This window comes from Methylobacterium sp. Leaf399 (genome assembly GCF_001424525.1).
GTDB lineage: Bacteria > Pseudomonadota > Alphaproteobacteria > Rhizobiales > Beijerinckiaceae > Methylobacterium.
Window position 1 is genome coordinate 157,587 of the sequence record NZ_LMQK01000034.1, and the last position, 26,861, is coordinate 184,447.

Genomic DNA, 26,861 nt, shown 5'->3' on the forward strand with positions numbered 1-26,861 from the left:
TCCGGTCGGGACCGTCGTTCACGCGAAGGCCCCGGACGTTGGGGCGGGGTAGCTCAGCTGGTTAGAGCAGAGGAATCATAATCCTTGTGTCGGGGGTTCGAGTCCCTCTCTCGCTACCAAATTTGTCGATGATCGCGCTTTCCAACCCTGGCCCCGCAGCCGGGGTTTTTCGTTGTCGCGCCTGGAGGACGTCGTCCCGCCGGATGGCGTCGGCGTCGCGGCCCTGCGTTTTCGGCGATCCGCATCGGCCGCCGCGTGCCCGATCGCATCTTCGTCGGCCTGGCCGACGTGCCGGTCTCGGCGTGATGACCGGGCCCTGACGACCCGTTCGCGCAGGAAGACCGACGTTTCGCGCATCGGGCGTTTCGCGCATCGAAACGACTGCACGACGGCCCATCTTTGGAAGCACATCCCCGGTCCGAACGGCTAGAATCACTCCATCGAAAGCATAGGCTTGCGACGGGAGAGCCTGCATTGCCGATGATCGCCCGGATGTACTTTCTGGAACAGACGACGGTGCCGTCCCGTGCGTCCTGTCGAGGCGGAGCCGGTGAGAGCCGCTGTGGACGGCATGCGGTCGGTCATCGCCGACGTGCGATCGCTCCCCCGTCGATGACCGCCTGAGGTCCGGCAGCGACCTCCGGCCGATGCCGGGCGCGCCGTCTCGAGGCTGACGCCGTCGCGGTCCCGCTCGGCGGCCCGGATCGGCCGGCCGACGGTTCCATGCTTCTCGCATCCCCGCGGACGGGAGGACTTTTCATGCCCATCACCCTGTCCCGACCTCCTCGCAGGCCCTGGGCGATCCTGTGCGGCGCGACCCTGCTCGGCGCCGCCTGCCTTGCCGCGGTCGCGTCCGATGGATCGGACGGCGGTTCGACGCCGCGCCTCGTCCCGGCCTCGCTCGCCACCGACCTTCCGGACGAGGTCGAGACCGACGACGCGGAACCGGCGGCGCGGGTGACCCTCGGCCCGGGCGGCCGCGACCTGCGTCTGGCCGGCGATCTCATGGAGGGGGTGTCGGCGCGGGTCGCCGCCCTGCTCGCGGAAAACCCGGGCGTGCGGCGCATCCACCTCACCAGCGGCGGCGGCCTCGTCTCGGAGGGCATGAGCCTCGGGAGCCTCGTCGCGGCGCACGGCCTGGCCACCTACGTCCCGGACGATTGCGCCTCGGCCTGCACCCTCGTCTTCGTCCGCGGCACTCGGCGCTACCTCGGGACGGGTGGACGGCTCGGATTCCACGCCCCCTACGAGACCGGGCCGTCCGGGCGGAGCCCGGTGCTGGACCCCGCGCCCGAGCGCGCCGCCTACCGCGACGCCGGCATCGCGGCGGACTTCGTCGCCGAGGCGCTGGCGGTGGCCTCCGACGACATGTGGACGCCCGAGCCGGAGCGGCTCGTCCGGGCCGGCGTGGTCACCGACGTGGTCGGGACCGACCGCTTCCCCGATTCGACCCTCGACGACGACGACAGCCCGCAGGCGGCCCGCGCCCAGGTCCTGCGCAACCTGCCGGTCCTCGCCGGGGCCGACCCCGCCGCCGTCGACCGGATCGCCGCCTGGTACCGCGACGGCTACGCCACGGGGCGCACCGAGGCGGACGCCCTCGACGGGCTGCACCGGCAGGCGGCCGCCCATCTGCGCGCGGTGCTGCGCGGGGCCGACGAGGCGACGGTGCTGGCGTTCGGGCAGGCCGCCCTCGCCGCCCTGCGGCAGACCACGGACGGGAGCGCGTGCGAGGCGATCGCGGGCGGCGACGCCGTCGTGATCGCGGACACGCTCGGCACCCTCCGGCCATCGGGAGCGGGCGTGGCCGCCCTGATCGCGCGGGCGCGCGGGCAGGGCGGGGGCCGGACCGCGGTCGCCGCGTCCGAAGACCGAATGCGGCCTCCCGCCCGGCCCTCGACCGGGGCTTGCCGGGCCGGGACCCAGGCCCTGCGCCGAGCCCTGGCCCGGCCCCTCCATCAGGCGGCCTCGGCCCTGCGCGCCCTGCTTCTCGCCGAGCCGGCGACCCTGGTCGCCGCGAAATGATCCCCACCCGTCTCACGTTCACCGAAGGAACACCCGTCCCGATGTCCCGATCCGCCCTGCCTCTCGCCACCCTCCGCCCGGACATCGCCCGGCGGCTGTGGACCGCCCTCCTGGTGCTGGCCATCGTCGTGTCCGGCACGCTGATCGCGCGTGCCGACGAGCGGACGATCCGCGTCGGCTACCAGAAGTACGGCACCCTGGTCCTGCTCAAGGGCAAGGGCCTCCTCGAACAGAAACTGAAGCCGCTCGGCTACAGGGTCGTCTGGGCCGAGTTCCCGTCCGGGCCGCCGCTGCTGGAGGCGCTCAACGCCGCCGCGGTCGACGTCGGGTCGGCCGGCGAGGCCCCGCCGGTCTTCGCGCAGGCCGCCAACCCGGGCGAGTTCCTCTACGTCGCCCACGAGCCGCCGGCCCCCTCGGGCGAGGCGATCCTGGTGGCCAAGGACAGCCCGATCCGCTCCGTGGCGGACCTGCGCGGCAAGAAGGTCGCGTTCAACAAGGGCTCGAACGTCCAGTACCTGCTGGTGCGGGCCCTGGAGCGGGCCGGCGTCCCCTACGAGGCGATCACCCCGGTCCACCTCTCGCCCGCGGACGCGGCGGCCGCCTTCGCGCGCGGGGCGGTGGATGCCTGGGCGATCTGGGACCCCTTCCTCGCCTCCGGCGAACGCTCCACCGGCGCGCGCACCCTCGTGAACGGCAGCGACCTCGTACCCAACCGCCAGTTCTACCTGTCGCGGCGCAGCTTCGCCGAGGCGAACGGAGCCGCCATCGACGCGGTGGTGGCGGCGATCGGCGAGATCGACGCCTGGGCCAAGGACAACACCGATGCGGTCGCGGCCGAACTCGCGCCCTCCATCGGCATCCCGGCCGCGGTCCTCTCGGTCGCGCTCAAACGCCAGACCTACGGCGTGACGCCCCTCGATGCGGCGACCGTCGCCGACCAGCAGCGGGTCGCCGACGCCTTCCACGCGCTCGGCCTCCTGCCCAAGCCCGTCTCGATCGCGGATGCGGTGCGCAAGCCGGGACGCTGACCCCTCTCGACCCGTCGTCCCCGCATCTTCGCCGAGAGACCCGTCATGAGCGAGGGACCTGTCATGAGACTGCGAACCTGCCGGCCGGACGTTGCGATCGCCTTCACCGGAGCCGCGATCCCCGCCGCGCCGACCGCGGCCGACGGTCCCCTCGTCACCACCGAGTGGCCGGAAAAGAACCTCGACGACCCAAAGCCGCGCATCATCGAGGTCTCGGTGGACCCCGTCCTCCTCGCCGGGCGGGCCGGGACGGTTTCATAGGGCGGCGGGCGGTGGTACCCCGCCGGCACGGGCGCAGCATGGCCTGCCGGGAGAATCAGGATGCGCGATCGCACGGCAAATCGCCGGTCCCCGATCCCGCGTGGTATGGCGGCGGCCTCGGTCGTGCTCGGCCTCCAGGCAGGAGCGGCGGCGGGCCAGGAGGCGGCGCCAGCGCCCCCGTTCGCGGAATGCATCGCCGGGATCGGCGCCGGGGCGGCGGCCCGCGAGGTGCCGCAGGCGGTGATCGCCGAGCGCCTGCTGGCCCTGACGCCGGACCCGGAGGTGCTGGCCGCCACCCGCAACCAGTCGGAGTTCGTCACCCCGATCTGGACCTATCTCGACGGCGGCGCCTCGCCGTCGCGCATCGACGAGGGGAAGCGCAAGCTTCAGGAGTGGGCGACCGTCTTCGAGGAGATCGAACGGCGGTTCGGCGTCGACCGCTTCACCCTGGCGGCGTTCTGGGGCGTCGAATCCAGCTATGGCGCCGTCCTCGACAACGCGGCCGTGGTGCGGCCGGTGGTCCGCTCGCTGGCGACATTGGCCTGTGGGGACACCGGCCGGGCCGGTTACTGGCGCGGCGAAACGATCGCGGCCTTGCAGCTCCTGGCCCGCGGCGAGGTGGCGCCGGAGCGGTTCACCGGCTCCTGGGCCGGCGCCATGGGCCACACCCAGTTCATGCCGACGGTCTACCAGGCCCATGCGGTGGACGGCGACGGCGACGGCCGGCGCGACCTCTGGAACGTGCCCGACGCGCTCGCCTCCACCGCCGCCTATCTCTCGGCGATGGGATGGCGGCCGGGCGAGGGCTGGGGCACCGAGGCCACCCTGCCGGAGGGCTTCGACTACGCCCTGGCCGACGAGACCACGCCGCGCAGCCTCGCCGAATGGGCGGCCTTGAGCGTGCGCCCCGTGCCGGGCTTCGTGCCACCCGACGCGACGACGCGGGCGACGCTGATCCTGCCCGCGGGCGCCCGCGGGCCCGCCTTCCTGCTGCTGCCGAACTTTTCCGTGATCCTGCGCTACAACACCGCGCTCGCCTACGCCCTCACGGTCGGCCACCTGTCCGACCGCCTGCGGGGAGGACCGGCCTTCGCCCGGGACTGGCCGCGGGGCGACCGCATCCCGACGCCTGAGGAGATCCGGACGCTGCAGACCCGGCTGACGGAACGCGGCCATGCGGCCGGCGGCATCGACGGTAAGATCGGCCCCCGGACCCGGGCCGCCATCCGCGCCTACCAGGCCTCGGTCGGGCTCACGCCGGACGGCTATGCCGACGGCGTCCTCCTCGACCGGCTCGGACCGGAGCGTTAGCCGAACCGGCCTCGAACGGCCACCCTCCCGGCCCGGCGATCCGGCGGGCGTCCCGCGCCTCTCGGTTGTAAACCATCCCCCGCCAATCGACTTGTCGCGACGCGCATTCTATCTATGAGTGGCCCGAGCAACGCCCCTGACGGAACGGCGGTCGCCACAATGAATCGGGAACTTGTGTCTCGTTATTCAATATCGAAGCTTGCGCCAGAAATTAGAACCTGATTTTTCATTGTCGATATGCCGTTCGGCAGATTTTATCCAGAATAAATCCTGCGACTTCCGCATCGAAGCCGATGACAGACTCGGATATGTCGGTGCCGTTCGCGCTCCTGGATCGAGGGCCGTCCCGACACACCACGACGTCCTCCTCGTGCGGCGGGGCCGCCGGACGTGGAGGATACGACGTTCGGCCTCCATTTACGCCACGGGCTCCATCGACCAGACTAGGCGGATCGTCCGATTGTCCGATCCTCGGTGTCATCACCCGTGACGGTCTTGGATGTCAGCGTGGCGGCGCTCCTCATAAATTAGGCGGACGGGTACGGAATGGCGGATCTGAGACCAGCGGTGGCCGCCGTCGACGGGCCCGCCGTTCGACCGCCGGCCGGGCGCGAGGGTAGGCCGGCGGCATGAGACCCGACACCGAGGCGGGAGCCCGGCTACCGGAGGGGGAGGCCCGCTCGATCGTCAAGCTCCGGCAGACGATCGGCATGCTCTCGCGCAGGCTGGCCCTGGTCGGGCTGGTCCTGAGCGTCGGCCTCGTGGCCATGGCGGCCTTCGTCATCCTGGAATTGCGCACCAAGCAGCTGCTCGACGCCAAGCGCGAGTTGATGACCCTCAACACGGTGCTCGCGGAGGAGACCGCACGGGCGATGCAGAGCGTCGACCTCGTCGTCGACACCATCGTCGCCTCCCTCTCGAAGGACGGCCCGCCCACGGGGGAGGGGCTCGCCAGCCTCGCGGGCGACCGCGGCTTCCACGAGGGCTTGAAGGCGAAGATCGCCGGCATCCCGCAGCTCGATGCCGTGTCGGTGGTGGGAGCCGACGGCCGGCTCGTCACCTTCTCCCGCTTCCTTCCGATTCCGGCCATCGACCTGTCGGACCGGGACTACTTCGCGCACCTGCGCGATACCGAGGTGACCGGTTCCTACGTCACCGAGCCGGTGCAGAACAGGGGCACCGGCACCTGGACGATCTATCTGGCGCGCCGGCTCGTGGGGCCGGACGGACGGTTCGTCGGCCTGGTGCTCGGGGCGATCGACCTCCGGTACTTCGACAGCTTCTACCGCTCGCTCAAGCTCGGCGGCCGGTCGGCGATCAGCCTGTGGCGCCAGGACGGCACCCTGCTGACCCGCGAGCCGGCCATCGCCGGGGTCGGGCGGCAGTTCAGGATCAAGGCGTTCACCCCGGACCTCGTGGCCAGCCAGGGCGGCTACTACGAGGTCTCGGATGCGATGGACGGCGTCCATCGGTTCGTCGCCACCCGCGCCGTCACCGGCTACCCGATGGTGGTGAACGTCAGTCGTGCCCGCGACGACATCCTGCACGACTGGCGCAACCAGGCGATCCTGGGCGCCGGCGCCACCGTCCTGTGCATCGCCGCCATCCTAGGCATCCTCTGGACCCTGGCGCGCCAGGCGCGCGCCAACATCGCGCGGGCACAGGCGGTGCTGGCGCGCGAGGACGCGGTGCGCGCACGCGAGGCGGCGGAAGCGCAGCTGCGCCAATCCCAGAAGATGGAGGCGGTGGGCCAGCTCGCGGGCGGCATCGCCCACGACTTCAACAACCTCCTGAACGTGGTGATCGCCAACCTCGACTGGCTCGAACGTCATCTCGCACACGAGCCGGCCCTGCTCGCACGGGTGAAGGACGCCCTCGGGGGCGCCGAACGGGCGGCCGAGACCACGCACCTGCTGCTGTCCTTCGCCCGCAACGAACCGCTGTCGGTCGCGCCGACCGACGTCAACGACCTGATCCTGCGCTTCGCCAAGCTCTTGCGCAGCACGCTGGGCGGACAGATCAGGATGGAGCTGGAGCTGTCGCCGGACGTTCCGAACCTGACCCTCGACGCCAACCAGCTCGAGAATGCGCTCCTCAACCTCGCCGTCAACGCCCGCGACGCGATGCCCGCGGGGGGCTCGCTCACCATCGCCACACGCGCCGTCGCCACGGCCACGCAGACGGTCCAGGTGACCATCGCGGTGAGCGACACGGGGCCCGGCATGAGCGACGAGGTGATCGCCCGCGCCTTCGACCCGTTCTTCACGACCAAGCCCGTGGGCAAGGGCACCGGGCTCGGCCTCAACCAGGTCCTGCGGTTCGCCCAGCAGGCCGGCGGGAGCGCGTCGATCGAGAGCCGCCCGGGCGAGGGCACGACCGTCCAGCTCGTCTTTCCGGTGTCCGCGCCGGAATCCAGCCGGATGGCCGCCTGACCGATCCGCTGCACGCGGATGCCGACGGCATGGAACGCATCGCGGCATCGCGCCTTTACGTCTCCATACCGGCAGTTACGCCGCCTTTCTCGGAGACCTTCGATGATCCGTAAGCTTCTCGTCGCCTTCCTCCTGCCCCGGCTGATCCAGTTCGTCAGCCGTCGCTTCGGCGGCCGCGGGCAGCGCCGGACCTATTGATCCCGCGACCGACCCGGAGGGAATCGCCCCGGCGTTGACGGGGCGTTAACCATCTCGGGTCATCGTCGACCCATGCCGATCGCGACCCAGTCGCACCGTCGGACACGGCCACGGAGCCGGTGACCTGTGACGCCGGATGTACGCGCACAGGACACCGGCTCCGTGGCCGTCATCGTTTCGGGCCTCGGATTTCCGCGACGGATCGCCCGCACGGGTCCGATCCGGGGCAGGTTCGGTCCGGGGATTGACTTCGCAAGTGCGAAGGCGCAAATGTCGCCCTGCAGCGTCAGCGGCCGTCATGGTTCCGCTTGAGAGGGCTGCGTGACGGATCGCCGATTGCGCATCAGCGCGGCCCCAGCGACCTGAGCCCCTCTCTTCAACGTGCATGCACCCGGACTGCCCCATCACGCGGGCAGCCTCCAGCCCAACGGACCAGCCTGCGTACGACGACCATCGCGATCGATGGCGTGCGGCCGGTCCCGCTGCCTTGAAAGACCACCCTTGACCCAATTCACTGATTTCGGCCTCGCCCAGCCCGTGCTGCGTGCGCTGGAGGAAGCCGGCTACACCACGCCGACACCGATCCAGGCCCAGGCCATCGCGCCCGCCATGCAGGGCCGCGACCTCTGCGGCATCGCCCAGACCGGCACCGGCAAGACCGCGGCCTTCGCGCTGCCGATCCTGCATCGCCTCGCCCTGACGCCGCGCCGGCCGATCCGCCGCGGCTGCCGCGTCCTGGTGCTCTCGCCCACCCGCGAGCTCGCCAACCAGATCGCCGAGAGCTTCTCGGACTACGGCCGACACCTGTCGTTCACCAACACCGTGGTGTTCGGCGGCGTCACCATCTCCCGCCAGGAGAAGGCGCTCGCCAACGGCGTCGACATCCTGGTCGCCACCCCCGGCCGCCTGATGGACCTGATCGAGCGCCGCTCGCTCACCCTCGAGGCCGTCGAGATCCTCGTCCTCGACGAGGCCGACCAGATGCTCGACCTCGGCTTCATCCACGCCCTGAAGCGCATCGTGAAGATGCTGCCGCGTGAGCGCCAGAGCCTGTTCTTCTCGGCCACCATGCCCAAGAACATCGCCGGCCTCGCCGACCAGTATCTTCGCGACCCCGTCCAGGTCGCCGTCACGCCCGTGGCGACCACCGCCGAGCGGGTGACCCAGGAGGTCATCTTCGCCCACACCGGTGCCAAGCAGGCGCTGCTCAACCACATCCTGCGCGATCCCAAGATCGAGCGGGTGCTCGTCTTCACACGGACCAAGCACGGCGCCGACCGCGTCGTGCGTGGCCTCGAGAAGGTCAGCATCGCGGCGTCCGCCATCCACGGCAACAAGTCGCAGCCCCAGCGCGAGCGGGCGCTCGCCGCCTTCAAGGACGGCTCCTGCCGGGTCTTGGTGGCCACCGACATCGCGGCCCGCGGCATCGACGTCGACGCGGTCAGCCACGTCATCAACTACGACCTGCCCAACGTGCCGGAGAGCTACGTCCACCGCATCGGCCGCACGGCGCGGGCCGGGGCCGACGGCCTCGCGATCTCGTTCTGCAACGACGAGGAAAAGGCGTACCTGCGCGACATCGAGCGCACCACCCGCCAGAAGATCCCCGTCGCCGGCTTCCCCGAGGGCTTCGCGCCCCCGAGCCGCCAGGAGGCGATGGACGCGGCCCAGGCCGAGGAGCGTCGCCCGCTGCCGCAGGGCCAGCGTCCCGGCCAGCGCCAGGGCCAGCGCCCCGGCGGCGGCCGTCCGGGCAACGGCCGGTCCGGCAACGGCGGCCGTCCCGAAGCGCGTGGAACCGAGAACCGCGGCGCCCCGGCCCGGTCCGGTCGCCCCGACGGCAATCGCGGCCCGGACAACCGCGGCGGCGAGCGCCAGGCCGAGGCCCGCACCCAGGCTCCCCGCGGCGAGCCGCGCGGCGACGGTCGCCCCCAGGGTGCCGGCCGCCCGCAGCGGACCACGAGCGGCGAAGGCGGCCGCGCGATCGGCTGGCTCGACCGCGCCCCGCGTTCCTGATCCGACACCGCGGACCGCACCGCCATCGCGTGTCGCGTCGACCTCCCGACGCGACACGCCAGGAACGAAAAAGCCGCTTCGGTTCGTCCGAGGCGGTTTTTTCGTGGGCCATCGGTGCCACCGGCATTGCCGCCGCCGCGCGATACCCCATCTCATGTCCGGTCGGTTTGTCGCAGGCGAGGCATCGGGATGCGGTTCGAACTCTATCGGGATGCCGGCGGCGAATGGCGCTGGCGGCTCCGGGCGCAGAACGGAAACGTGATCGCCGATTGCGCCGAGGGCTACCTCCGCCGCGAGGATTGCGAGCACGGTATCGGCCTGGTTCGCCGTGTCGGAGACGCACCGGTCGTCGACATGACGCTTAAGATCGCCTGATGTCTCTGACAGGCCGGGGCCTCCCGAACCGAAGGGGCGGTCGAGCCTGAAACGCTTTGGGCGCATCGTGCGTTTGAAGACTTCGAGCGGGCGGCAAGGCCAGGGTGACGGTCGGCCGCCCGATCGTTCACCGGGCCGGTGGCCCTTATCCGAGGAGTTCTGAACGTGCTGAGGAAGATGCTGCTGGCAGCCCTGCTGGCTCTTGGATTCGCTGCGACGGCGCCCCAGGGCGCCTCGGCGGCCCCGATCGGTCCCGCGCTCGCCCTTCAGGCGCAGGCCGCTCCGGCCGTCGTCGAGCAGGCGCAGTACTACGGCTATCGCCGCCGGTTCTACGGGCCGCGCCGCTTCTACGGCGGCCCCCGCTTCTACGGCCCGCGCCGGTTCTACGGGCCGCGTCGCTTCTATGGCCCGCGTCGCTTCTACGGCGGCCCGCGCTTCTACGGCCCGCGCCGCTTCTACTGACGCTCCCGTCACCGGGCGGGGACCTTCCTTCCGGGAAGGGACCCCGCCGGCGACATGCCTGAACGAAGGCCCGGCAGCGACATCCGCTGCCGGGCCTTCGTCGTTCTGCGCGCTCGCGCGAGCCGTCGCCCCGGGCCGTCGCCGCACTGGCCTTCCCGCCGGTTGCGGCCCATGATCCCGGCCACGGCGGCCGGGGCGGCCCGGTACGGTCGGCACCCCATCGCCGAACGGGACAAGCCGGGCTCGCCGGCGGGCACGGGAGGGATCGATGGAGCGCGACAAGGGCTCGTCCACGGATCAGGCGGTCGAGCCGCGCGGCGACCTCACGGTCCGCACCAGCGCCATGCCGGCCGACACTAACGCTAACGGCGACATCTTCGGCGGGTGGGTGATGTCGCAGATGGACCAGGCCGGCGGCATCGCCGGGGTCGACCGCGCCCAGGGCCGGGTGGTGACCGTGGCGGTGGACGCCATGACCTTCATCCGTCCGGTGAGGGTCGGCGACGTCCTGTGTGTCTACACACGCATTCCGAGCGTGGGCCGCACCTCCATGAAGATCGAGGTCGAGGCCTGGGCTCGCCGCTTCCGCACACAGACCCGCGAGAAGGTGACGGAGGCGACCTTCACCTTCGTGGCCGTGGACGACGAGGGCCGGCCCCGCCCGCTCCCGCCCGCAGGACCGGCGGGCTGAAGCGGCCCTTGCGCGGCATCGCAAGCGTCGGCCCGAGGCCATCGGGCCGGTGCCGCGGCGGCGGCGCGCGAGGGCTAGGCCACCAAGGCGAAGCCCTGGCGCCGGACTTCCTCGCAAGCCCTTGCTCGTAAGCCCTTGACGAAGCAATCGATGCATCGATTGCGACGGACCGGCTTCAAGGTCCGGCAAGGGTTGGCGACGATCCTGCCGCCATGCCTTACGACCCCTTCGCGGCCCACAACCTCGTTCGCATCCTCTCCCTCGCGGGCCTCGTCGTCATGATGACGGACGCCGTGCCGGGGCCGAGCGGCCTGGCGATCGGCCTCGGCTGCCTGGTGCTGGCCGGCATCGCCGCTCTGTTCCCGGCCCCGCGCCGGGCCGTCCCGCGCAAGACCCGCGCGGCGACGGTCTCGACACCGGCCGCCGACGCGTCCCGGCGGCCGCCGACGGTCTGGCGTCCGCCCGGAAAGTTTCCCGCAAAGCCGGGGATCGAGCCGCATCCCGCCCTGTTCGCCACCGTGGCCGGCCGGACGCCCAACCGGACCACCGCCTCGCGCCGCCGTCGGGATTAGAGCATCGGACCGAAAGCTGGTCGCCGGCTTTCGGAGCCCGCAGGAGGCGCGGAGCCATCGCAGTCGCGTGCGGCACCGCACGACGAGGCGGCGTTGCCAGTCCCATATCCGGATCACACAAGATCACGCGGCCGACCGGGAACGGCAACGACCGCGTAGAACGGAATGGATATCGTCATGACCAAGCGCCTTGCTTCCCTCGCCGCCGCCCTGCTCGTCGCCGCCGGCACCGTTGCTTCGCCTGTTATTGCGCAGAGCTACAACGCACCGGCCGGCATCGCCGCCGCGACCGCTCCGGCCGGGCTCGAGGGCCGGACGGCCCGCCGCAATGCCGAGGCCGCGCGCCGGGGCGCGTTCGACGACGACCTGACCACCGGGTCGGTCGGCCGTCGCGGCTTCGACAGTTCCGCCAAGGCCGGCAACGCCGAGGGCAACAACCGCGTCGTGCCCAACTACGGCACCACCTCGGGCGGCCCGGCCTACTGACCGGCACACCACGGTTCGAAGAGCGGACGGCGGGGCGAAAGCGCCGCCGTTTTCGCATGGGCCGGGGACCGGCGAGTCCTCAGGTCTGCCAGACGCGGGGCATCGGCACTCCGCGATAGGCCACCAGCACCCGGATCGCCACGGCCTTGAGGGCATCGGCGTCGCGGCCGAGGAAGCGGGCGACGAGGTGGCCGTTCCAGGCGCTGGCCCCGGCCTCCACCCCCGCCACGACATTGGCCCCCGCGGCGTCGAGATGGGCCCGCATCTCGTCGAGGCGGCCTTCGGCTTGCGGAGAGACGTCGATCAGGGTCGCCATCGCCCGGGCGCCGGCGCCGATGGCGGTGCGGTCGAGCAGGTCGCCCAGCGCGCCCTCGAGCCGGAGCGTGTCGGCGACCACGAGGCGGCCGGCGCGGCGGATGCGCCAGGCATCGACGAGGCGCCCCTGCGTCATCGCCTCGTGGCGGGCGGCGCGCCCGAACACCACCGCCTCGAAGGCCAGCAGCCGGGCATCGGCCGCCAGATCCGCCTCGAAACGCCGGTCGAGGGCGCTGCGGTCGAACAGGATGGTTTCCTGCGGCAGGAAGGCGAGGCGGGCGCCGGCGGCGAGACGGGCGCGGGTCGCCACCGTGCTCACCGGCCCGTCGGAGCGATAGACCTTCTCGGCGGCGATCGTCGTCAGCACGAGGTCGGCGCCCGGGTCGAGGGTCGCCTCGACGGCGAAGGCATCGCCGCAGGCGATGCCGCCGGCGGTGTTGAGGAGGACGGCCTCCAGCGCCCCCTCCGGCCGGCGCGGCAGCCGCAGCCGCAGCGGGCCGGATTCGCGCATGTCGAGGACGCGGGTGCCGCCACCGCCGGGGCAGCCGAGCCGGAGGCCGGCGAACCCCTGCGAGCGCTGCCGGGCCGGCGCGGCAGGCCTTTCCTCGTCGAGGCGCGAGGGGTCTTCGATCCGGTTCACGCCCCGCCCACGTCCGGCAGGACCGGCGCCCGCTCCAGGATCGCGCGGCCGAACAGGCTGGCGACGAGTTCCACCAAGAGCCGCGCACTGCGGCCGCGCTCGTCGAGGAACGGGTTCAGCTCGACCACGTCGAGGGCCGCCACGAGGCCGGAATCGTGCAGCATCTCCATGATGAGATGCGCCTCGCGAAACGTGGCGCCCCCCGGCACCGTGGTGCCGACGCCCGGCGCCAGGGAGGGATCGAGGAAGTCGACGTCGAGGCTGACATGCAGCACCCCGTCGGCGGCCTTGACCCGCTCCAGGATGCGCCGCAGGGGCGCGACCACGCCGAACTCGTCGATGGTGCGCATGTCGACGACGTCGATGCGGCGGGCGGCCACCAGGGCGCACTCGCCCGCATCGATCGAGCGCAGGCCGAACAGGTGGACGTTGCCCGGCGCCAGGGTCGGGCGGTCGTCGTCCGCGAACAGGTCCGAAAACCCCGGCTCGCCGCAGAGTGCCGCCAGCGGCATGCCGTGGATGTTGCCGGACGGCGAGGTCTCGGGCGTGTTGAAATCCGCATGCGCGTCGAGCCACAGCACGAAGAGCGCGCGGTTGCCCGCCGCGCAATGGCGCAGGACCGCATCGACGGTGCCCAGCGACAGGCTGTGGTCGCCGCCGATCACCACGGGCAGGGCGCCCCGGCCGAGGGCGGCGCCGACAGCCTCGCGCAGGGCGAGCGCCCAGGCCGCCACCGCGCCGGCGCCGCGCGCGGGCGCAGCCGGATCGGGCGAGACGTCGCCGCGGTCGGTCACCGGCCAGCCGAGGTCGGCGAGCGCCCGCACCAGCCCCGCCGTGCGCAGGGCGGCCGGGCCCATGATGGCGCCGGCCTCGTGGGTGCCGACCTCGATCGGGGCGCCGATGACCTCGACGGCCCGACGGCCGCTGCCGCTCACGCCGGGCCTGTGGCGACGGGGCGGGCGGGGTCGGCGCCCCACTCCGACCAGGACCCGTCGTAGAGGGCGCGGGAGGGGCGCCCCAGGGTCTCCAGCGCCAGCGAGACGATGGCGGCGGTGACGCCGGAGCCGCAGGTGGTGACCACCGGGCGGTCGAGGTCGACCCCGGCGGCCTCGAAGGCGGCGCGCAGGGACGCCTCGTCCTTGAGGCGGCCGTCGCCCTGAAGGGCGGCGTAATGGAGGTTGCGGGCGCCGGGCATGTGGCCGGGGCGCACGCCGGGGCGGGGCTCCTGCTCCTCGCCGCGGAAGCGCGGGCCGGAGCGGGCGTCCACCACCTGCGCCGCGCCGGTCTCCAGGGCGCGGGCGATGTCGCCCGCATCGGCCACGGCGCCATGGTCGAGGCGGGCGGTGAAGTGGCGCCGCTCGCGCGGTCGGGGGTCGCCGTCCTCCACCGGATGGCCGCCGGCGACCCAGGCCGGGAACCCGCCCTCGAGAATCACCACGTCGCGCATGCCGAAGGTGCGCAGCATCCACCGCACCCGCGGCGCGGAGAACAGGCCGAGGCCGTCGTAGACGACGACCTGCGCGCCGTCGCCGATGCCGAGGCCGCGCATGCGCGAGGCGAAGACCTCCGGGCGCGGCAGCATGTGGGGCAGCGGCGAGGTCTCGTCGCTCATGGCGTCGAGGTCGAAGCGGATCGCGCCGGGGATGTGGCCGGCACGGTATTCGGCCGCCGCGTCGCGGCCTTGCGCGGGCAGATACCAGGAGGCGTCGAGCACCACGATGTCGGGGGCATCGCGGCGGGCCGAGAGCCAGTCGGCGGTGACGAAGGGGGAGGGCGCCATGGAACGATCCGGTGCGGGCGAGGGTCTGGACGGAGGCGCCACTCAATCACATCGCGGCGGGCCTTGCACGGCCCCGGACGATCGCGCCGCGCGGGTCGGACCCACCCGCGGCAGACGGGCGGGCCGCGATGCCCTACGATGATGCACCACCCGGACGACAGGACCAGCCCCGACCGTGAGCCTTCGCGAGACCTACCACATCGAAGTCCTCGGCCCGGAGACGGACGCGCCGCACGAGGATGTCGTGCGCCAGCGCATCTCGGTGCGCACGGCCGGCGTCGAGGGCGCCAAGGAACGGGCGCTCGGCCTGTTCGCCAGGGCGCGGGTGCCCCAGCGCACGGGGACCCCGGCGGAAGCCGTGCGGGTCATCGACGGGGCCGGCACCGAGGTGTTCCGCTGGAGCCGGTACGACGAGCCGGGCTAGCGTCTTCTGTTGCGGCTGAGCGATGGCACGACAAGCTACGACCTCACGACAAAGTATCGGTTACTGCGCCTTCCTTTCCCACCGGCAAGCGAACCTCACTGTAGCGCATATTCGATAGGGAACCCTGCGACTCGAGCAAGCCACTACTGACGAGGACCTTCACTCGCTCAGCGATATTCGTGTCGACGAGTCCCGAGCGCAGTGCCATGACGGTTCCCGCAATCATAGCAACCTTCTGCCAATGGCAGCCAACTAGTTGCATAATGATTTCGTCGATACCCATATCGTCCTTGATGTCGTGTTTTTGACGAACTTTTTGCGTCGATTCAATATAAATATTCACTATCATCCGTTCAAATTTGTTCGAACTCCAATTTATGGCTTCTTCGATGAAAATTTCTGCTTGATTACGGCTTCCAGCCTCAAAACGGCGTCGAAAATCAGGAAGAAACGCGCGTAATCGCCGATTCGATTTATCAATAGTTTCTTGCAAAAATTGAGTCTTACAATACGGCTCAATCTGCGAACGGTCGGTCAAATAACAAAATAATTCATCAATGACACAGCTGAAATCTTCATCGGATAGGGCGGGCGGTTTTTCCCATCCCCACGTCTGAAGATTGTCGATCGCGTCGAGGGCCTCGTCGTTCGTCATGCCTGCCCTTTTCAAGCTCCGCCAACCAGCGGATATCATTCGCGACTCGAAACAACCCTGTCCATGCCCAGCACCCCACAGGCTTCCGACAACCGATTGGTTCCATGCGCCTCCTCCTCGCCCTCGCCGCCGTCCTCGCCGTCTGCGCCCTGTTCGTGCGCAGCTACACCGTGCCGCCGGCCCCCGACCGCCAGGGCGGCACCATCGTGTCTCTGACATGGCCGAACCGCTCGCCGTTCGGCAGCCCGCGCGGGGATTGCCTCGCCACGCCGGCGGCCGAACTGCCGATCGCCTGCCTGATCGCTTCGGTGGCGCGCTCGCGCGCCGAGGGCATCCCGCTCATGAGCTTCGGCTTCTGCCCGACCTGCTACGACCTGTCGGTGCGCATCGCCCGCCTGGGCCACGACCCGGCGGCGATCGAGGCCAAGTCGGCGCAAATCTCGCGCTTCGGCTGGTAGGCCTCACTCCGCCTCGGCCGCCGGCTTGTCGCGGCCGCGCCAGCGCTTGACCGCGCGCACGGCGGCGGCACGCAGGGATTCCAGGCGAACGCCGAGGCCGTAGAACCGATCCCCGGCTCGCGTTTCCACGAGGACGTGCGCCAGCGGCAGGCGCTCGGCCCAGAACGTCTCGGCGAGGAAGAAGTCCGGCGGCGCGCAGGAATCGGCCACCGTCACGGTGGGATCGTCGATCAGGCTCCGGGTCAGGTGGTGCAGGTGCTGGGCGCCGGGGGAATCGCGGGCGGCGGTCTCGTCGAAGGCGATCTTCAGGCACCAGACCCGGCCGCGGGTGGCGAAGGTGAGGGCCGAGGCGAGGCTGCGCCCGTCCCGGTGCAGGCGGTCGATCCGCATGGCGCCCCGCGCCGCGAAGGCCGCCACCGCGGCCGCGACGAAGGCCGCCTCGTCCGGGCGGCAGGCCAGCGCGGTGGCCGCCCCGGTGCGCCCCTTCCAGCCCGCGCCTTCCAGAGCGATGAAATCGTCGAGGGCGGCGGCGACCGCACCCGGCGTCCGCGCGGTGTCGAAGGCGAGGGGGGTGTCGGCCTCCAGCCGCTCGCGCGACTGGCGCAGGCGCCGGCGCCGGCGGGCGGAGAGATGGCCGAGGTAGGCCGCCCGCTCGGCCTCGCTGCGGCCGGTCAGGTCGAGGAGGGCACGGGCATGGGCCCAGAACGGCGTCCGGCGCGTGCCCGCCGCCGCCGCCCAGCCCGCCAGCAGGTCGGCGAAGGCTCCTCGCATCGGCACATGGGTGAGCATCGCCCGGCGCTGGCCGACCGCATCCAGGCCCGAAAACAGGGCGGCCAGCGCCGTCGCGGGGTCGTCGCCATCGAGGAGCGGCACGCCGAAGACGCCGAACGGATGCATCCAGCCGATGGCCAGGGGCAGGCCCCAGCGGCGGCGGGTGACCCGGATCGGCCAGAGGGCGAGGAGGCGCAGGCCCGGCTCCTCGGGGGCTCGGTCGCCCACCAGCATCACCCGCACGCCGGAGCCGAACGGACCGGCGGCGGGAATCGCGAAGTCGGGATGGTAGAACAGGTTGTCGAAGGCGGGCGCGGCGGCCAGCGTCCGCCAGGCCCCGAGCCAGGGCGCGGCCGGCGAGAGGGGGCGGAGCGCCACCACGAGGTCGCCGATGCGGCGCGTCGGGCCGAAACGCTGATCGGGCTTTGCCATCACGAGACCCGGCCGATCCGGCGCCGCACCAGGTCGGCGAGGCCGATCGGGTTGAGGTGCCAGGCGGTGGCGGCCGCCGCGAGGCCGATCAGCGCCAGTTGCAGGAGGGCGCCGACGGGCCCGAGGGCGAGCGCGTCGACACCGACCACCGCCAGCCGGCAGGCCAAGGCGCCGAGCGCGATGAGCATCAGATCGGTCCAGGGGATCGGCAGGCGCACGGCCTCGCGGGCACCCAGCACCAGGACGAGGCAGGCCACCGCCTGGCCGGCGAGGTTGGCCACGGCCGCCCCGGCGACGCCGTAGCGGGGGATGAGGACCGCCGAGAGGCCGGCGACGGTGACCAGGAGGACCATCGAGGCCACCGCCTCGAGGCGGCTGGTGGGCGAGAAGTAGATGACCTGGCCGAAGTAGTAGGCCCGGAACATCACGAGGATGCTGGCGGCCAGCAGCAGCGGCGCCACCGACAGGGCCGTCGCGCGGTAGTCCGGCCCGAGCAGCACCGACACGATCGGCCCGTCGAAGGTGAGCACGAACACCGCCCCGAAGGCCGCCACCAGCGCCATCAGCCGCATCGCATCGGCCAGGGCGGGTCGCGCCGCCGCCATGCCGCCGGCCCTGGCGTCGCGCTTGGCGATGGAGACCAGGGACAGGGCAATGGCCTCGCCGAACACGACGAAGCTCTGGCGCAGGAAATCGGACACCGCGCCGTAGGCGCCGAGCGCGCCCGTGCCGAGCACGCCGCCGACGATGAGCCGGTCGACGGTCTGGGCGAGGGCGGCGGCGGTGAAGGACACGATCAGGGGCCAGCCGTAGGCCAGGATCGCGCGGGCCTCGGCGAGGCTGCCGCGCCCGCGCAGGAGCGGCGCGATGGCCGCGAGGGCGGGCAGGGCGGCCAGGGCGTTGGCGAGCGCGATGGCGAGGAGGAGGTGGCGCGCATCGCCCGAGACCAGGAGCGAGAGGCTGCCGAGGCCGAGCACCAGCACGGCACGCAGGACCACCGCGGCCGCCACGGCGGTGGCGGCCAGCCGCGTGCGGGCGATCTCGGCGGCGGCCTCGAACAGGGTCATGCCCGCCCCCGAGGCCAGCACCGCGACGGCGACAGGGCCGGAGACGAGGCCGAGGGCGCAGGCGATCGCGCAGACGACCCCGCTGAGGAGCACCATGCCACCCAGCAGCCGCAGCACGGTGCCGACCTGCACCGCCGCCCGGGTCTCGTCGTAGAGGGCGAAGAACGCGTATTTCGGCCACTGGCTGGTGGCGCTATAGAGGAGGAGCGACCACGATAGGATGAGCAGATACGTCCCGAAGGCCTCCGGGGGCGCCAGCCGGGTGAACACGGCCACGGCGGCCATGTTGAGGGCGGCGGCGAGGCCGCGCGAGCCGACATAGGTGAAGGTGTGGCGCGCGATCATCCCGGACCCCGGCCCGATCCGGGCAAGGACGAAGCCTTATCACGGCGCCCTTGGAAAAGACCTTAACGGTCCAGCCAGTCGCAGACCGCACGCATCGCGCATCGGATGCTTCGGCTGACTTCAGACATGATCGCAATGGAAAGGATTGGCTCCCCGAGTAGATGTAAAATAATCGTTAGATATCAACGCTGTCTGCCCCGCACCTCGCGGTAGTAGGCCCTTTGATTATTAAAGGATATTTTCGTCGTGCCCCGCACCTCTCTGAGCGCGCTTTGGCCGGATCGAGCCCCAGGCAAAGGTGCGGGCTGACAGCAAGTGGCATCAGGCCGGTGGTGACGATGCCGGCTTTGGAATAGCGAAAGGGTCGGTTGTCGGCCGCCTCGCGCCAGATGCCATCGTCACCTGACCGCATAGCGCGACGCTTGATGCGAGGCTGTTCCCGCGCGACAGCGTTGGCCATCGGACCGTGGACGGCAGCGAGGTCGGTTGCCTTGGCGTGACCCTCACAACGAAACCGACGGGATTGGAGGCGATCAGAGATCCACCGTGGAAGCTTCATGATCGTGGAGGCCTGTCGCTGACCCTTCGACCATAGTCGGAACGTCTGTCCTCCGTGTTGAGTTGGCGAAAAAACTGACAGGAGGAAGCCATGCGCAAACCCGAAAAAACAGAAGACAAGGAAGTGCCGAACGCCGGCAGTACCAAGGAGGGCGGCGGGCTCGGCAACATCGACGAGCTGACAGGGCATCCCGGAAAGGGGACGTCGGGGCCATCGGGACGGCCTTCGGAAGATGGCGATCCGTCGAAAGGCGTTCAGCCTGCAGGGAAGCCGGGTGAGGGCGAAGTCTGAAGCTTCCGTTAGGGTCACCAGTTGAGACGTTCGATGCGACGGGACGTTGCGCGAGATCGGGTGTCGAGGTCAGGCACCATGGTCTCGCGCAGGGTGCGACCATGGTAATGCGGCCCCCATGCGCACCCTGCCCCTTCTCGCCCTTCTCCTCCTGACCACACCTGTCCTAGCCGAGCCGATCGTCGGCCAGGCCTCGATGATCGACGGCGACACGCTGGAGGTCCGCGGCATGCGCATCAGGCTCCACGGCATTGATGCGCCCGAGAGTGGCCAACGCTGCAAGGATGCCGCTGGAAAAGACTATCGGTGCGGCCAGGCCGCGGCCCTGGCGCTGGCCGACCGGATCGGCAAGCGGGTCGTCACCTGCGATCCGCGGGATACCGACCGCTATGGCCGGGTCGTGGCCGTGTGCCGGATCGGCAGCGAGGATCTGAATGCTTGGATGGCTCGTGAGGGCCACGCAGTCGCCTACCGACGCTACGCTGAGGACTATGTGAATGCCGAGCTGACGGCGAAGGCGCTACGGACTGGCATATGGGCCGGCACGTTCCTGGAGCCTTCCGAGTGGCGCCGCGCCCAACGCGCTGGTGGTGAGGACACTCGCCCGGAGACCGTCACGCCCCCGACCGGCAAGAGCGGCTGCACGATCAAGGGCAACATCTCGGCCGGCGGCCAGCGGATCTATCATCTGCCCGGATCGCGCGATTACGCCCGCACGCGCGTCAACGATCGGGCGGGGGAGCGGATGTTCTGCAGCGAGGATGAGGCGAAGGCCGCGGGGTGGCGACCGGCGCGGGGCTGACGCAGCCGCCTGACAGTCAGATCGATCCCAAATTGGCATGAACCGAGCAGGGAAAGGGGCATGCCGCCTGCGGCAAGGCGAAAACGACGAAGGTTCGTATACCGACCATGCCAAAGATCCCCCGGCGGCATAGCCATTTCGTCTACGGCGTCCTTCAGTCCGGTTTGACGTGCGCCATCGCCGCGGCGATCGCGAGCTATCCCTTCCTCGTCGAAGGATCGTTTCTGAATCACTGGATCCGATCGTGGGTCCTCGCTTGGCTCACCATGCTGCCGATCGTGCTCCTGGCGGCGCCGCTGATCCGACGACTCTCCGAGAGGCTGACAACCGGGGACTGAGGGCGCGGTTCTCGTAGGGACCGCGCAGCAGGCCTCTGGCGCGGCGGTCGAGTTAGGTCGTCCTGTCGCCGCCCACCGACGGCGTCGCGATGGCCATCAATGCGGGAGCGTTACCTCCGGGCGGCCATCATGTCGTGTGTCAACACCGTCAGCTTTCCGATCAGCCCGGTGATGTCGGCCCCCTTGCACGACCATTGCGTGCCGATGGCCTCGCCGTCTGTGGAGACCGAGACGACCGCGACCGAGCGTAATTTACCTTCGCGCGCCAGGGCAAGTTGATCCTGAAGCACCTGAATCATCGAAGCGATGTCTGCGTCCGGTGTAGTGGACGCGACGTGGTGCGGAAACGAAATGACTTCAGCACCAGTTGGCTGCCCCTGTTTGTTCATGGAGACTGTCCTGCCCACACTTCGACAAACGAGGTGTGCGTAGGGCATGCGAAGGGAGTATGGCAGCTTGTCCATAACCCCTATTTATTGATCTAGGGTGTGGCCACAAGATCACTCACCCATCAGGCGTATCGCTACGCCCCGGTCAGCAGCAGACTTAGCCCCTCCTCATTCTGCTCGATGAGGATGACGCCGGCTTAGTGGTGGAGATCTGACGCTTGGTGCCCGTCAGCGAAGGTCCGAGAAGGGTGGATTTCCCCAGGTCCGCTTTCGAGTGGCTGCGGCATCAGAGCCGACGTCGAAATAGCGTTAGTCCAGGCCACGACGCGGAGGCATCTCGGGCTGATGCAGGAAGCGCCCCAGTTCCGCGCCGGGACGCTTCGCTTGCCGGCTTAGTCGCTGAACCCGGCGAGGACGACCTTGCCCCTCGCCTTCCCGCTCTCGATGAACGCGTGTGCTCGTGCCAGGTTGGCGGCGTCGATTGGACCTAAGGTCTCGCTCAACGTTGTGTTCAGCCGTCCCGAATCGATCAGGCGAGCGATCTCGGTCAAGATCGTGTGCTGCCGTTCCATGTCGGCAGTCTGGAACAGCGAGCGGGTGAACATCAGCTCCCAGTGCAGCGACAGGCTCTTGGGTTTAAGCGGCATCACGTCCAGGGTCTCAGGGTCGTCGATCGGGCCGAGGCGTCCTTGCGGCGCGAGGAGCTCGATGATCTGCGGGAGATGCGCACCGGTCTGCGTGGTCGCGAACACGAATCCAGGCGCGCCGGGAAGACCGAGCGCCGCGACCTCGGCGGCGAGGGGCTTCGCATGGTCGATCACGTGGTGGGCGCCGAGGTCTCGACACCATTGTGCCGTCTCCGGGCGCGACGCCGTGGCGATCACGGTGAGATTCGTGAGCTGCCGGGCGAGCTGAATCGCGATCGAGCCGACACCGCCGGCGCCGCCGACGATTAGGATCGCCGGTGCGGCACCCGGCACGGGCTTGGCGACGTCGAGCCGGTCGAACAGCATCTCCCAGGCGGTCAGCGCAGTAAGCGGCAGCGCCGCGGCGGCGGCATAATCGAGGGTGGCCGGCTTGGCACCGACGAGGCGCTCGTCCACGCATTGGAACTCGGCGTTGCTACCCGGCCGGTCGAGCGCTCCAGCATAGAACACCGCGTCGCCGGGCTTGAACAGGCGCGCTTCCGGTCCGACGGAGACAACAATTCCGGCCGCATCCCAGCCAAGGATCTTCGGTTCGCAGCCCTGCTTGTAGGCCCCCTGACGCACCTTCGTGTCGATCGGGTTCACCGATACCGCCTCCACGCGCACGAGGAGGTCACGTCCAGTTGGAATAGGATCGGAGAAAGTCGTGTCCAGGAGGGCGTCCGGCGCATCGATTCGGGCGCCTTCGGTGTAGGTAACGGCACGCATGAGCATCTCGCAGGATGTGGCGACGGGCGGCTCTGCGCCACCGTCTCAGACCGTCTAATAGCGTGCCGCTTCCTTTGGCGCAGCGGCGTGACGCGCACATCACGTCCGTGCTGCTGAGATCGTGAGGAGGTGGCGGAATGTCGACCCGAACGAAATTAGAGATCGGCAATTTAGCGACCTCAAATCTAGACGTCGATATGCACCCTCGCCTCATCTGCAACAGAGCTGAGCTGACATGAAGACAGGGCCTCGTGGACCGTCCCCCGCGCGTCCACGCCGAAGCTGGCGGGAGCGCAGGCGGTGTACCGCGCGTAAGCACTACGAATGGCCGACTAGTGGTCGAAATCTGACGGATGGAACCCATGTCCTGGGTTCGCTCCCGACCCATCGCGGACGGTGGGCGTGGGTACCATCTGTCAGATTTCCACCACTAGATCGACGCAACCTTGAGTGCATCAGCGACCTGCTAAGATCCGGTTTAATGTTTCGTGGCCACGGTCAGCATCTCAGCCAGGGTCAGGTCGTCATCTGTCCGAGGGCACCGGGAGCCGGAGTGAACCATGGCCGAGGACGTCAATCCGACGCTTACAGCGATCCTCGACAGCGACACTGGGCTTCGGTCGACGGATGGGCTGACCTTCGATCCAACAATTCGCGGCATCGCCACAGCTGGGGCGGTTGTGGTGTTCGCGGACGGCGAACGGCTACTCGGCTCTGTTACGGCTGACGCCGAGGGAGCCTATCGCTTCCGGCCGATCGACCTCACGCAGGGCAGCCACCGCATCACCGTCACAGATTTGACTACTATGGAAGAGGCGGGCGTCGACATGACGCTCGATACCATCGGTCCGACGCTTGGGCTCGCACTATCGAGCGGTACGAGCACTGTCTCCGACCCGAACGGCAATCAGCCGCTTATCCAGAACGAAGATGGCAGTGCCTTGGTGCTGAATGCCGCTCAGTTTGGACGCAGCCTGCGGGTGGGCGGCCTAGTTGGCGGCGTCGAGCTTGGCCAGGGGCTCAAAGCCACGGTCACCCTGGTGGGCGTCGACGGCCACACACTGATCGCCAAAGCCGTTAACGTTGTCTCTAATAGCTCGGGCGACTACTATGCGTTCCGGATTGATCGGCCAGCGGATCCGGCGCTGTGGTCCATACTCGACGGCACCTATACCGTCGTTGCATCCGTCTCCGATCTTGCAGGCAATTCAACCTCGACCTCAGCGCTCGACTTGATCATCGACACCACCGCCGATGCAGGCCCACGGGCGACCGTGACCCTCGACGGAACCGGCGACGGAGTGGTCAACGCTTCCGAGGCTGCGGCAGTCACTGTAACGCTCTCAGGCCTCGATAACGACAGCAGCGCCGTCGCGACCTTCACCGACGGCGTCAATGTGAAGACCGTTGCGATGTCGGCAAACGGAACTGTCACCATCGACCTCTCGGACTTCGACGGTGAGGTCACAACGAGCCTCGCGGTGCAGGATATCTACGGCAACGTGGCCAGCCTCGGCGGCGACGGAACCACTTTCGACACAGCGGCACCGGCTGCGCCAAGCCTTGCGTTGCTGGCGGATACCGGAGCCAGCAACGACGATAGCATAACACGCGATGGGCGGCTGGCTGTGATGGCGACGGAGGCGGGAGGGTCGCTGCGCTACGTCATCGATGGCGCCGCGACACTATCGGACTACGATCCCGACAGCCTTGCAGAAGGTTTCCACACCGTCGACGTTGCCCAAATCGATGCGGCCGGAAATGTATCCTCGACACAGACGCTAAACCTGACCCTCGACCGAATCGCGCCGATGGTCGCCGCCCACCGATATGTGATTGCGGCGGGAGCCGAGGGCACGCAAGTCACCATCTTCGGCGAGGTCGAGAATACTCCTGGGACCACCGTGCGACTTCTGGACGGAACGACCGAACTCGCACTCGCTACACTGGACGGTGAATGCGGGTGGAGCGTCTCCAACCTGCTCGGCACGGGCCCGCACGTCCTAAGTTCCGTGGCCACGGACCTGGCGGGCAACGTCTCTTTCACACCCACCCTGCCTCACATTGCCGGCAGCTCGGTCCTCTTCGACTTCGGACTTTCCGACGCGCGGATCACGATCTCGGCCGATGACGTCACCGTGGATGGACCAGACACGGTCCAGACAGTCCTGTCCGGCATCACCCGCTTAGCCTTTTCCGACAAGGCGCTTCTCACAAGCGCGAGTTATGTGCTCGGGGACGGAGAGGACGTCATCGACTTTTCTATCCTCGACGGGGAGGGGTCTTCCCCGATCGATCTCACCGGCAATGCCGGTGGCCAGACGATTACCGGCAATGCAGGTGCGAACAGGCTTGATGGGGGTGCCGGAGCCGACGTACTTCAGGGCGGGCTCGGCAACGACACCTATCTCGTCGACAACGTCAGCGACCGGGTGATCGAGGCGACCGGCGGCGGCAGCGACAGCGTGATCGCCAGCGTCAGCTACCGGTTGGCGGCGGGACAGGAGATCGAGAGCCTCGCCCTGTCCGCCTCCACCGGCGGCACGGCGTTGACCATCACCGGCAACGAGTTCGCCAATGCCCTCACCGGCAATGACGGCGACAACACCCTCAACGGCGGTCTGGGTGCCGACACGATGACCGGCGGGGCCGGGTCGGACTTCTACGTGGTCGACGATGCCGGNGGTGATCTGCGCCACCATGTCGTTGACCCTCACCGGCAACGAGTTCGCCAACATCCTCACCGGCAATGACGGCGACAACACCCTCAACGGCGGTCTGGGTGCCGACACGATGACCGGCGGGGCCGGGTCGGACTTCTACGTGGTCGACGATGCCGGTGATCGCGCCATCGAGTTAGCCGGCCTCGGCACGGATCTCGTCTACGCGACGGTATCCTACTCGCTCGGCGGGTCGCATCTGGAAAACCTGTCGCTCGCCGGCACCGACAACCTCACCGGCCTCGGCAACTCGCTCGCCAACGTCATCACCGGCAACGGCGGTGCCAACGTCCTCAACGGGCTCGTCGGTGCCGACACCATGTCCGGCGGGGCCGGGTCCGACACCTACTACGTCGACAACGCCGCCGACCGCGCCATCGAGGCCGATAGCGCGGTCGGCACCGATCTTGTCTTCGCTTCGGTGTCGTACTCGCTCGCCGGATCGCACCTGGAGAACCTGACGCTGACCGGCGCCGGCAATCTCAACGGAGCCGGCAACTCGCTCGCCAACGTCATCACCGGCAACAGTGGCGCCAACGTCCTCAACGGTGGCCTGGGTGCCGACACGATGAGCGGCGGGGCGGGGTCCGACACCTACTACGTCGACAACGTCGGCGACCGCGCTCTGGAGGCCAACGGCGCCGCGGGCACCGATCTCGTCTACGCCTCGGCGTCGTATTCGCTCGCCGGATCGGACCTGGAGAACCTCACTCTGACGGGGACCGGTAATCTCGCCGGCACCGGCAACTCGATCGCCAACACCCTCACCGGCAACGGCGGTGCCAACGTCCTCGACGGCCAGGGCGGCAACGACCTCCTGACCGGCGGTGCCACCGTGCAGCTCGCGCGCAGTGTCTTCACGGCGCTGGGAGCCGGCCCCCTGTCCGAGGCGGCGTTCAGGGATCTCTCCGCTGGGTCGGCCGATGCCAGCGACCGCATCCTCTACGACAAGGCGACGGGAGCCTTGTCCTACGACGCCGACGGTAGCGGCTTGGCTTCTGCCGCGGTGCAGTTCGCGATCCTCGATACTAAAGCTACAGTGACTCATCTTGACTTTATGATTGTGTGACTTTCAAAATTTACTCAAAACTTAATATGCCCGCCTATTAAGATGATAATCACTAGAATGTCTATCATCCGGATCAGTACAATATCTATTTTATGACTGCGAATAAAGTGGCGTCATTCTATATACTCCGTCCGATGATACTCGGATCGTTCAGAAAATAATACAATATTGATTAAAAATCGATATATATTTGTATTTCCGCTATATCAAACGACAATCATTGATTTAATGACATATTATTTGCGATGTTGCAATAATGAGACTTATATTAACAATCTTAAACTGGTAATTGACGATTTATTGCAGCCCGTTCTACTTGAAGCGAAAATTCCTATCGTGATTCTCGCTAAAGTTGGAAGGGCAAGAAATGGCGACTTTTAATGACACCAACAACATCAACTTTTTTACTGCAACGGATGTAAACGGCAACTATATCTCCGGCTTATACCAATTCTCATTGATCAGCACCCATGGGCCCATCGGCGCAGTCCGATGGACATGATGCGCCAGGGTTGGGCGATGAGCTTGTTCCAGGCG

General features: G+C 68.9%; 26 protein-coding genes and 1 tRNA gene. 19 read left to right on the plus strand and 8 right to left on the minus strand.

What is annotated here, in order from left to right; all coding sequences use genetic code 11:
• The first annotated feature begins 42 nt into the window (after window positions 1-42).
• From ASG40_RS19190 to ASG40_RS19245, 12 genes are all read left to right on the plus strand, one after another.
• Window positions 43-119, plus strand: a tRNA-Met gene (locus ASG40_RS19190).
• Between the two features lie 640 nt (window positions 120-759).
• The gene (locus ASG40_RS19195) at window positions 760-2,025 is read left to right on the plus strand and encodes a hypothetical protein (protein ID WP_055889373.1); all 1,266 of its coding nucleotides are present in this window, start codon (window positions 760-762) and stop codon (window positions 2,023-2,025) included.
• Between the two features lie 41 nt (window positions 2,026-2,066).
• A complete protein-coding gene (locus ASG40_RS19200) occupies window positions 2,067-3,053 on the plus strand; it encodes an aliphatic sulfonate ABC transporter substrate-binding protein (RefSeq protein ID WP_055889377.1) in 987 nt (328 codons plus the stop codon).
• A 63-nt stretch (window positions 3,054-3,116) separates the two neighbouring features.
• The gene (locus tag ASG40_RS19205; RefSeq protein ID WP_055889380.1) at window positions 3,117-3,314 is read left to right on the plus strand and encodes a hypothetical protein; all 198 of its coding nucleotides are present in this window, start codon (window positions 3,117-3,119) and stop codon (window positions 3,312-3,314) included.
• Between the two features lie 105 nt (window positions 3,315-3,419).
• On the plus strand, window positions 3,420-4,625 hold the full coding sequence (locus ASG40_RS19210) for a lytic murein transglycosylase (protein WP_244480660.1): 1,206 nt from the start codon (window positions 3,420-3,422) through the stop codon (window positions 4,623-4,625).
• A gap of 629 nt (window positions 4,626-5,254) precedes the next feature.
• On the plus strand, window positions 5,255-7,057 hold the full coding sequence (locus ASG40_RS19215; protein ID WP_055889386.1) for a hybrid sensor histidine kinase/response regulator: 1,803 nt from the start codon (window positions 5,255-5,257) through the stop codon (window positions 7,055-7,057).
• Between the two features lie 699 nt (window positions 7,058-7,756).
• Window positions 7,757-9,268, plus strand: a complete 1,512-nt coding sequence (locus ASG40_RS19220) for a DEAD/DEAH box helicase (RefSeq protein ID WP_055889388.1) — start codon at window positions 7,757-7,759, stop codon at window positions 9,266-9,268.
• Window positions 9,269-9,457: 189 nt separating this feature from the next.
• Window positions 9,458-9,643 carry a YegP family protein gene (locus tag ASG40_RS19225; protein ID WP_055889391.1) on the plus strand — a complete coding sequence of 62 codons (186 nt, stop codon included), beginning with the start codon at window positions 9,458-9,460 and terminating at the stop codon, window positions 9,641-9,643.
• A 165-nt stretch (window positions 9,644-9,808) separates the two neighbouring features.
• Entirely contained in the window at window positions 9,809-10,105 is a 297-nt protein-coding gene (locus ASG40_RS19230) for a hypothetical protein (protein WP_055889395.1), read from the plus strand.
• A gap of 268 nt (window positions 10,106-10,373) precedes the next feature.
• Window positions 10,374-10,796, plus strand: coding sequence for an acyl-CoA thioesterase (locus tag ASG40_RS19235; protein WP_055889398.1), 423 nt, complete (start codon window positions 10,374-10,376; stop codon window positions 10,794-10,796).
• 212 nt (window positions 10,797-11,008) lie between these two features.
• The gene (locus tag ASG40_RS19240) at window positions 11,009-11,368 is read left to right on the plus strand and encodes a hypothetical protein (protein ID WP_055889401.1); all 360 of its coding nucleotides are present in this window, start codon (window positions 11,009-11,011) and stop codon (window positions 11,366-11,368) included.
• A gap of 177 nt (window positions 11,369-11,545) precedes the next feature.
• Complete coding sequence (locus tag ASG40_RS19245; protein WP_055889509.1) at window positions 11,546-11,854, plus strand: hypothetical protein; 309 nt, start codon at window positions 11,546-11,548, stop codon at window positions 11,852-11,854.
• Between the two features lie 79 nt (window positions 11,855-11,933).
• On the opposite strand, the gene ASG40_RS19250 is transcribed toward ASG40_RS19245, so the two are convergent.
• The 3 genes from ASG40_RS19250 to sseA are packed head-to-tail and all read right to left on the minus strand — an operon-like array spanning window position 11,934 to window position 14,589.
• Complete coding sequence (locus tag ASG40_RS19250) at window positions 11,934-12,809, minus strand: urease accessory protein UreD (protein WP_244475759.1); 876 nt, start codon at window positions 12,807-12,809, stop codon at window positions 11,934-11,936.
• Window positions 12,806-13,744 carry an arginase gene (gene rocF, locus ASG40_RS19255; protein WP_055889404.1) on the minus strand — a complete coding sequence of 313 codons (939 nt, stop codon included), beginning with the start codon at window positions 13,742-13,744 and terminating at the stop codon, window positions 12,806-12,808. The genes ASG40_RS19250 and rocF overlap by 4 nt, the downstream gene beginning before the upstream one ends.
• A complete protein-coding gene (sseA, locus tag ASG40_RS19260) occupies window positions 13,741-14,589 on the minus strand; it encodes a 3-mercaptopyruvate sulfurtransferase (protein WP_055889406.1) in 849 nt (282 codons plus the stop codon). The genes rocF and sseA overlap by 4 nt, the downstream gene beginning before the upstream one ends.
• 175 nt (window positions 14,590-14,764) lie before the next feature.
• Here sseA and ASG40_RS19265 point away from each other — a divergent pair, with 175 nt between their 5' ends.
• A complete protein-coding gene (locus tag ASG40_RS19265; protein ID WP_055889410.1) occupies window positions 14,765-15,013 on the plus strand; it encodes a hypothetical protein in 249 nt (82 codons plus the stop codon).
• A gap of 43 nt (window positions 15,014-15,056) precedes the next feature.
• On the opposite strand, the gene ASG40_RS20885 is transcribed toward ASG40_RS19265, so the two are convergent.
• Complete coding sequence (locus ASG40_RS20885) at window positions 15,057-15,668, minus strand: DUF3658 domain-containing protein (protein WP_162243331.1); 612 nt, start codon at window positions 15,666-15,668, stop codon at window positions 15,057-15,059.
• 104 nt (window positions 15,669-15,772) lie between these two features.
• Here ASG40_RS20885 and ASG40_RS21435 point away from each other — a divergent pair, with 104 nt between their 5' ends.
• A complete protein-coding gene (locus ASG40_RS21435; protein ID WP_055889413.1) occupies window positions 15,773-16,126 on the plus strand; it encodes a hypothetical protein in 354 nt (117 codons plus the stop codon).
• Window positions 16,127-16,129: 3 nt separating this feature from the next.
• Here ASG40_RS21435 and ASG40_RS19275 read toward each other — a convergent pair whose 3' ends face one another.
• Together ASG40_RS19275 and ASG40_RS19280 are read right to left on the minus strand one after the other, a co-directional pair.
• Window positions 16,130-17,329 (minus strand): GNAT family N-acetyltransferase, encoded by a 1,200-nt coding sequence (locus tag ASG40_RS19275; protein ID WP_055889416.1) that lies wholly within the window; start codon window positions 17,327-17,329, stop codon window positions 16,130-16,132.
• On the minus strand, window positions 17,329-18,741 hold the full coding sequence (locus tag ASG40_RS19280; RefSeq protein ID WP_055889418.1) for a lipopolysaccharide biosynthesis protein: 1,413 nt from the start codon (window positions 18,739-18,741) through the stop codon (window positions 17,329-17,331). Before ASG40_RS19280 ends, ASG40_RS19275 begins: the two co-directional genes overlap by 1 nt.
• A gap of 649 nt (window positions 18,742-19,390) precedes the next feature.
• Here ASG40_RS19280 and ASG40_RS20890 point away from each other — a divergent pair.
• The 3 genes from ASG40_RS20890 to ASG40_RS19290 all read left to right on the plus strand — a co-directional run bounded on the left by ASG40_RS20890 (window position 19,391) and on the right by ASG40_RS19290 (window position 20,731).
• Complete coding sequence (locus ASG40_RS20890; protein WP_082524159.1) at window positions 19,391-19,591, plus strand: hypothetical protein; 201 nt, start codon at window positions 19,391-19,393, stop codon at window positions 19,589-19,591.
• 118 nt (window positions 19,592-19,709) lie between these two features.
• Entirely contained in the window at window positions 19,710-20,393 is a 684-nt protein-coding gene (locus tag ASG40_RS19285; RefSeq protein WP_055889421.1) for a thermonuclease family protein, read from the plus strand.
• A gap of 107 nt (window positions 20,394-20,500) precedes the next feature.
• A complete protein-coding gene (locus tag ASG40_RS19290) occupies window positions 20,501-20,731 on the plus strand; it encodes a DUF2798 domain-containing protein (RefSeq protein WP_055889423.1) in 231 nt (76 codons plus the stop codon).
• Window positions 20,732-20,841: 110 nt separating this feature from the next.
• Here the strand turns inward: ASG40_RS19290 and ASG40_RS19295 are convergent, their stop codons facing one another.
• Window positions 20,842-21,120: a hypothetical protein gene (locus ASG40_RS19295; RefSeq protein ID WP_055889426.1), complete on the minus strand. Its 279-nt coding sequence runs from the start codon at window positions 21,118-21,120 to the stop codon at window positions 20,842-20,844.
• A gap of 392 nt (window positions 21,121-21,512) precedes the next feature.
• Window positions 21,513-22,535: a zinc-binding alcohol dehydrogenase family protein gene (locus tag ASG40_RS19300; RefSeq protein WP_055889514.1), complete on the minus strand. Its 1,023-nt coding sequence runs from the start codon at window positions 22,533-22,535 to the stop codon at window positions 21,513-21,515.
• A 560-nt stretch (window positions 22,536-23,095) separates the two neighbouring features.
• Here ASG40_RS19300 and ASG40_RS22620 point away from each other — a divergent pair.
• Window positions 23,096-25,218: Ig-like domain-containing protein (locus ASG40_RS22620; protein WP_443136636.1), on the plus strand; the 2,123-nt coding region annotated here is incomplete at its 3' end.
• 17 nt (window positions 25,219-25,235) lie between these two features.
• Window positions 25,236-26,324 (plus strand): calcium-binding protein, encoded by a 1,089-nt coding sequence (locus ASG40_RS22625; RefSeq protein WP_156387820.1) that lies wholly within the window; start codon window positions 25,236-25,238, stop codon window positions 26,322-26,324.
• Window positions 26,325-26,861 lie beyond the last annotated feature (537 nt).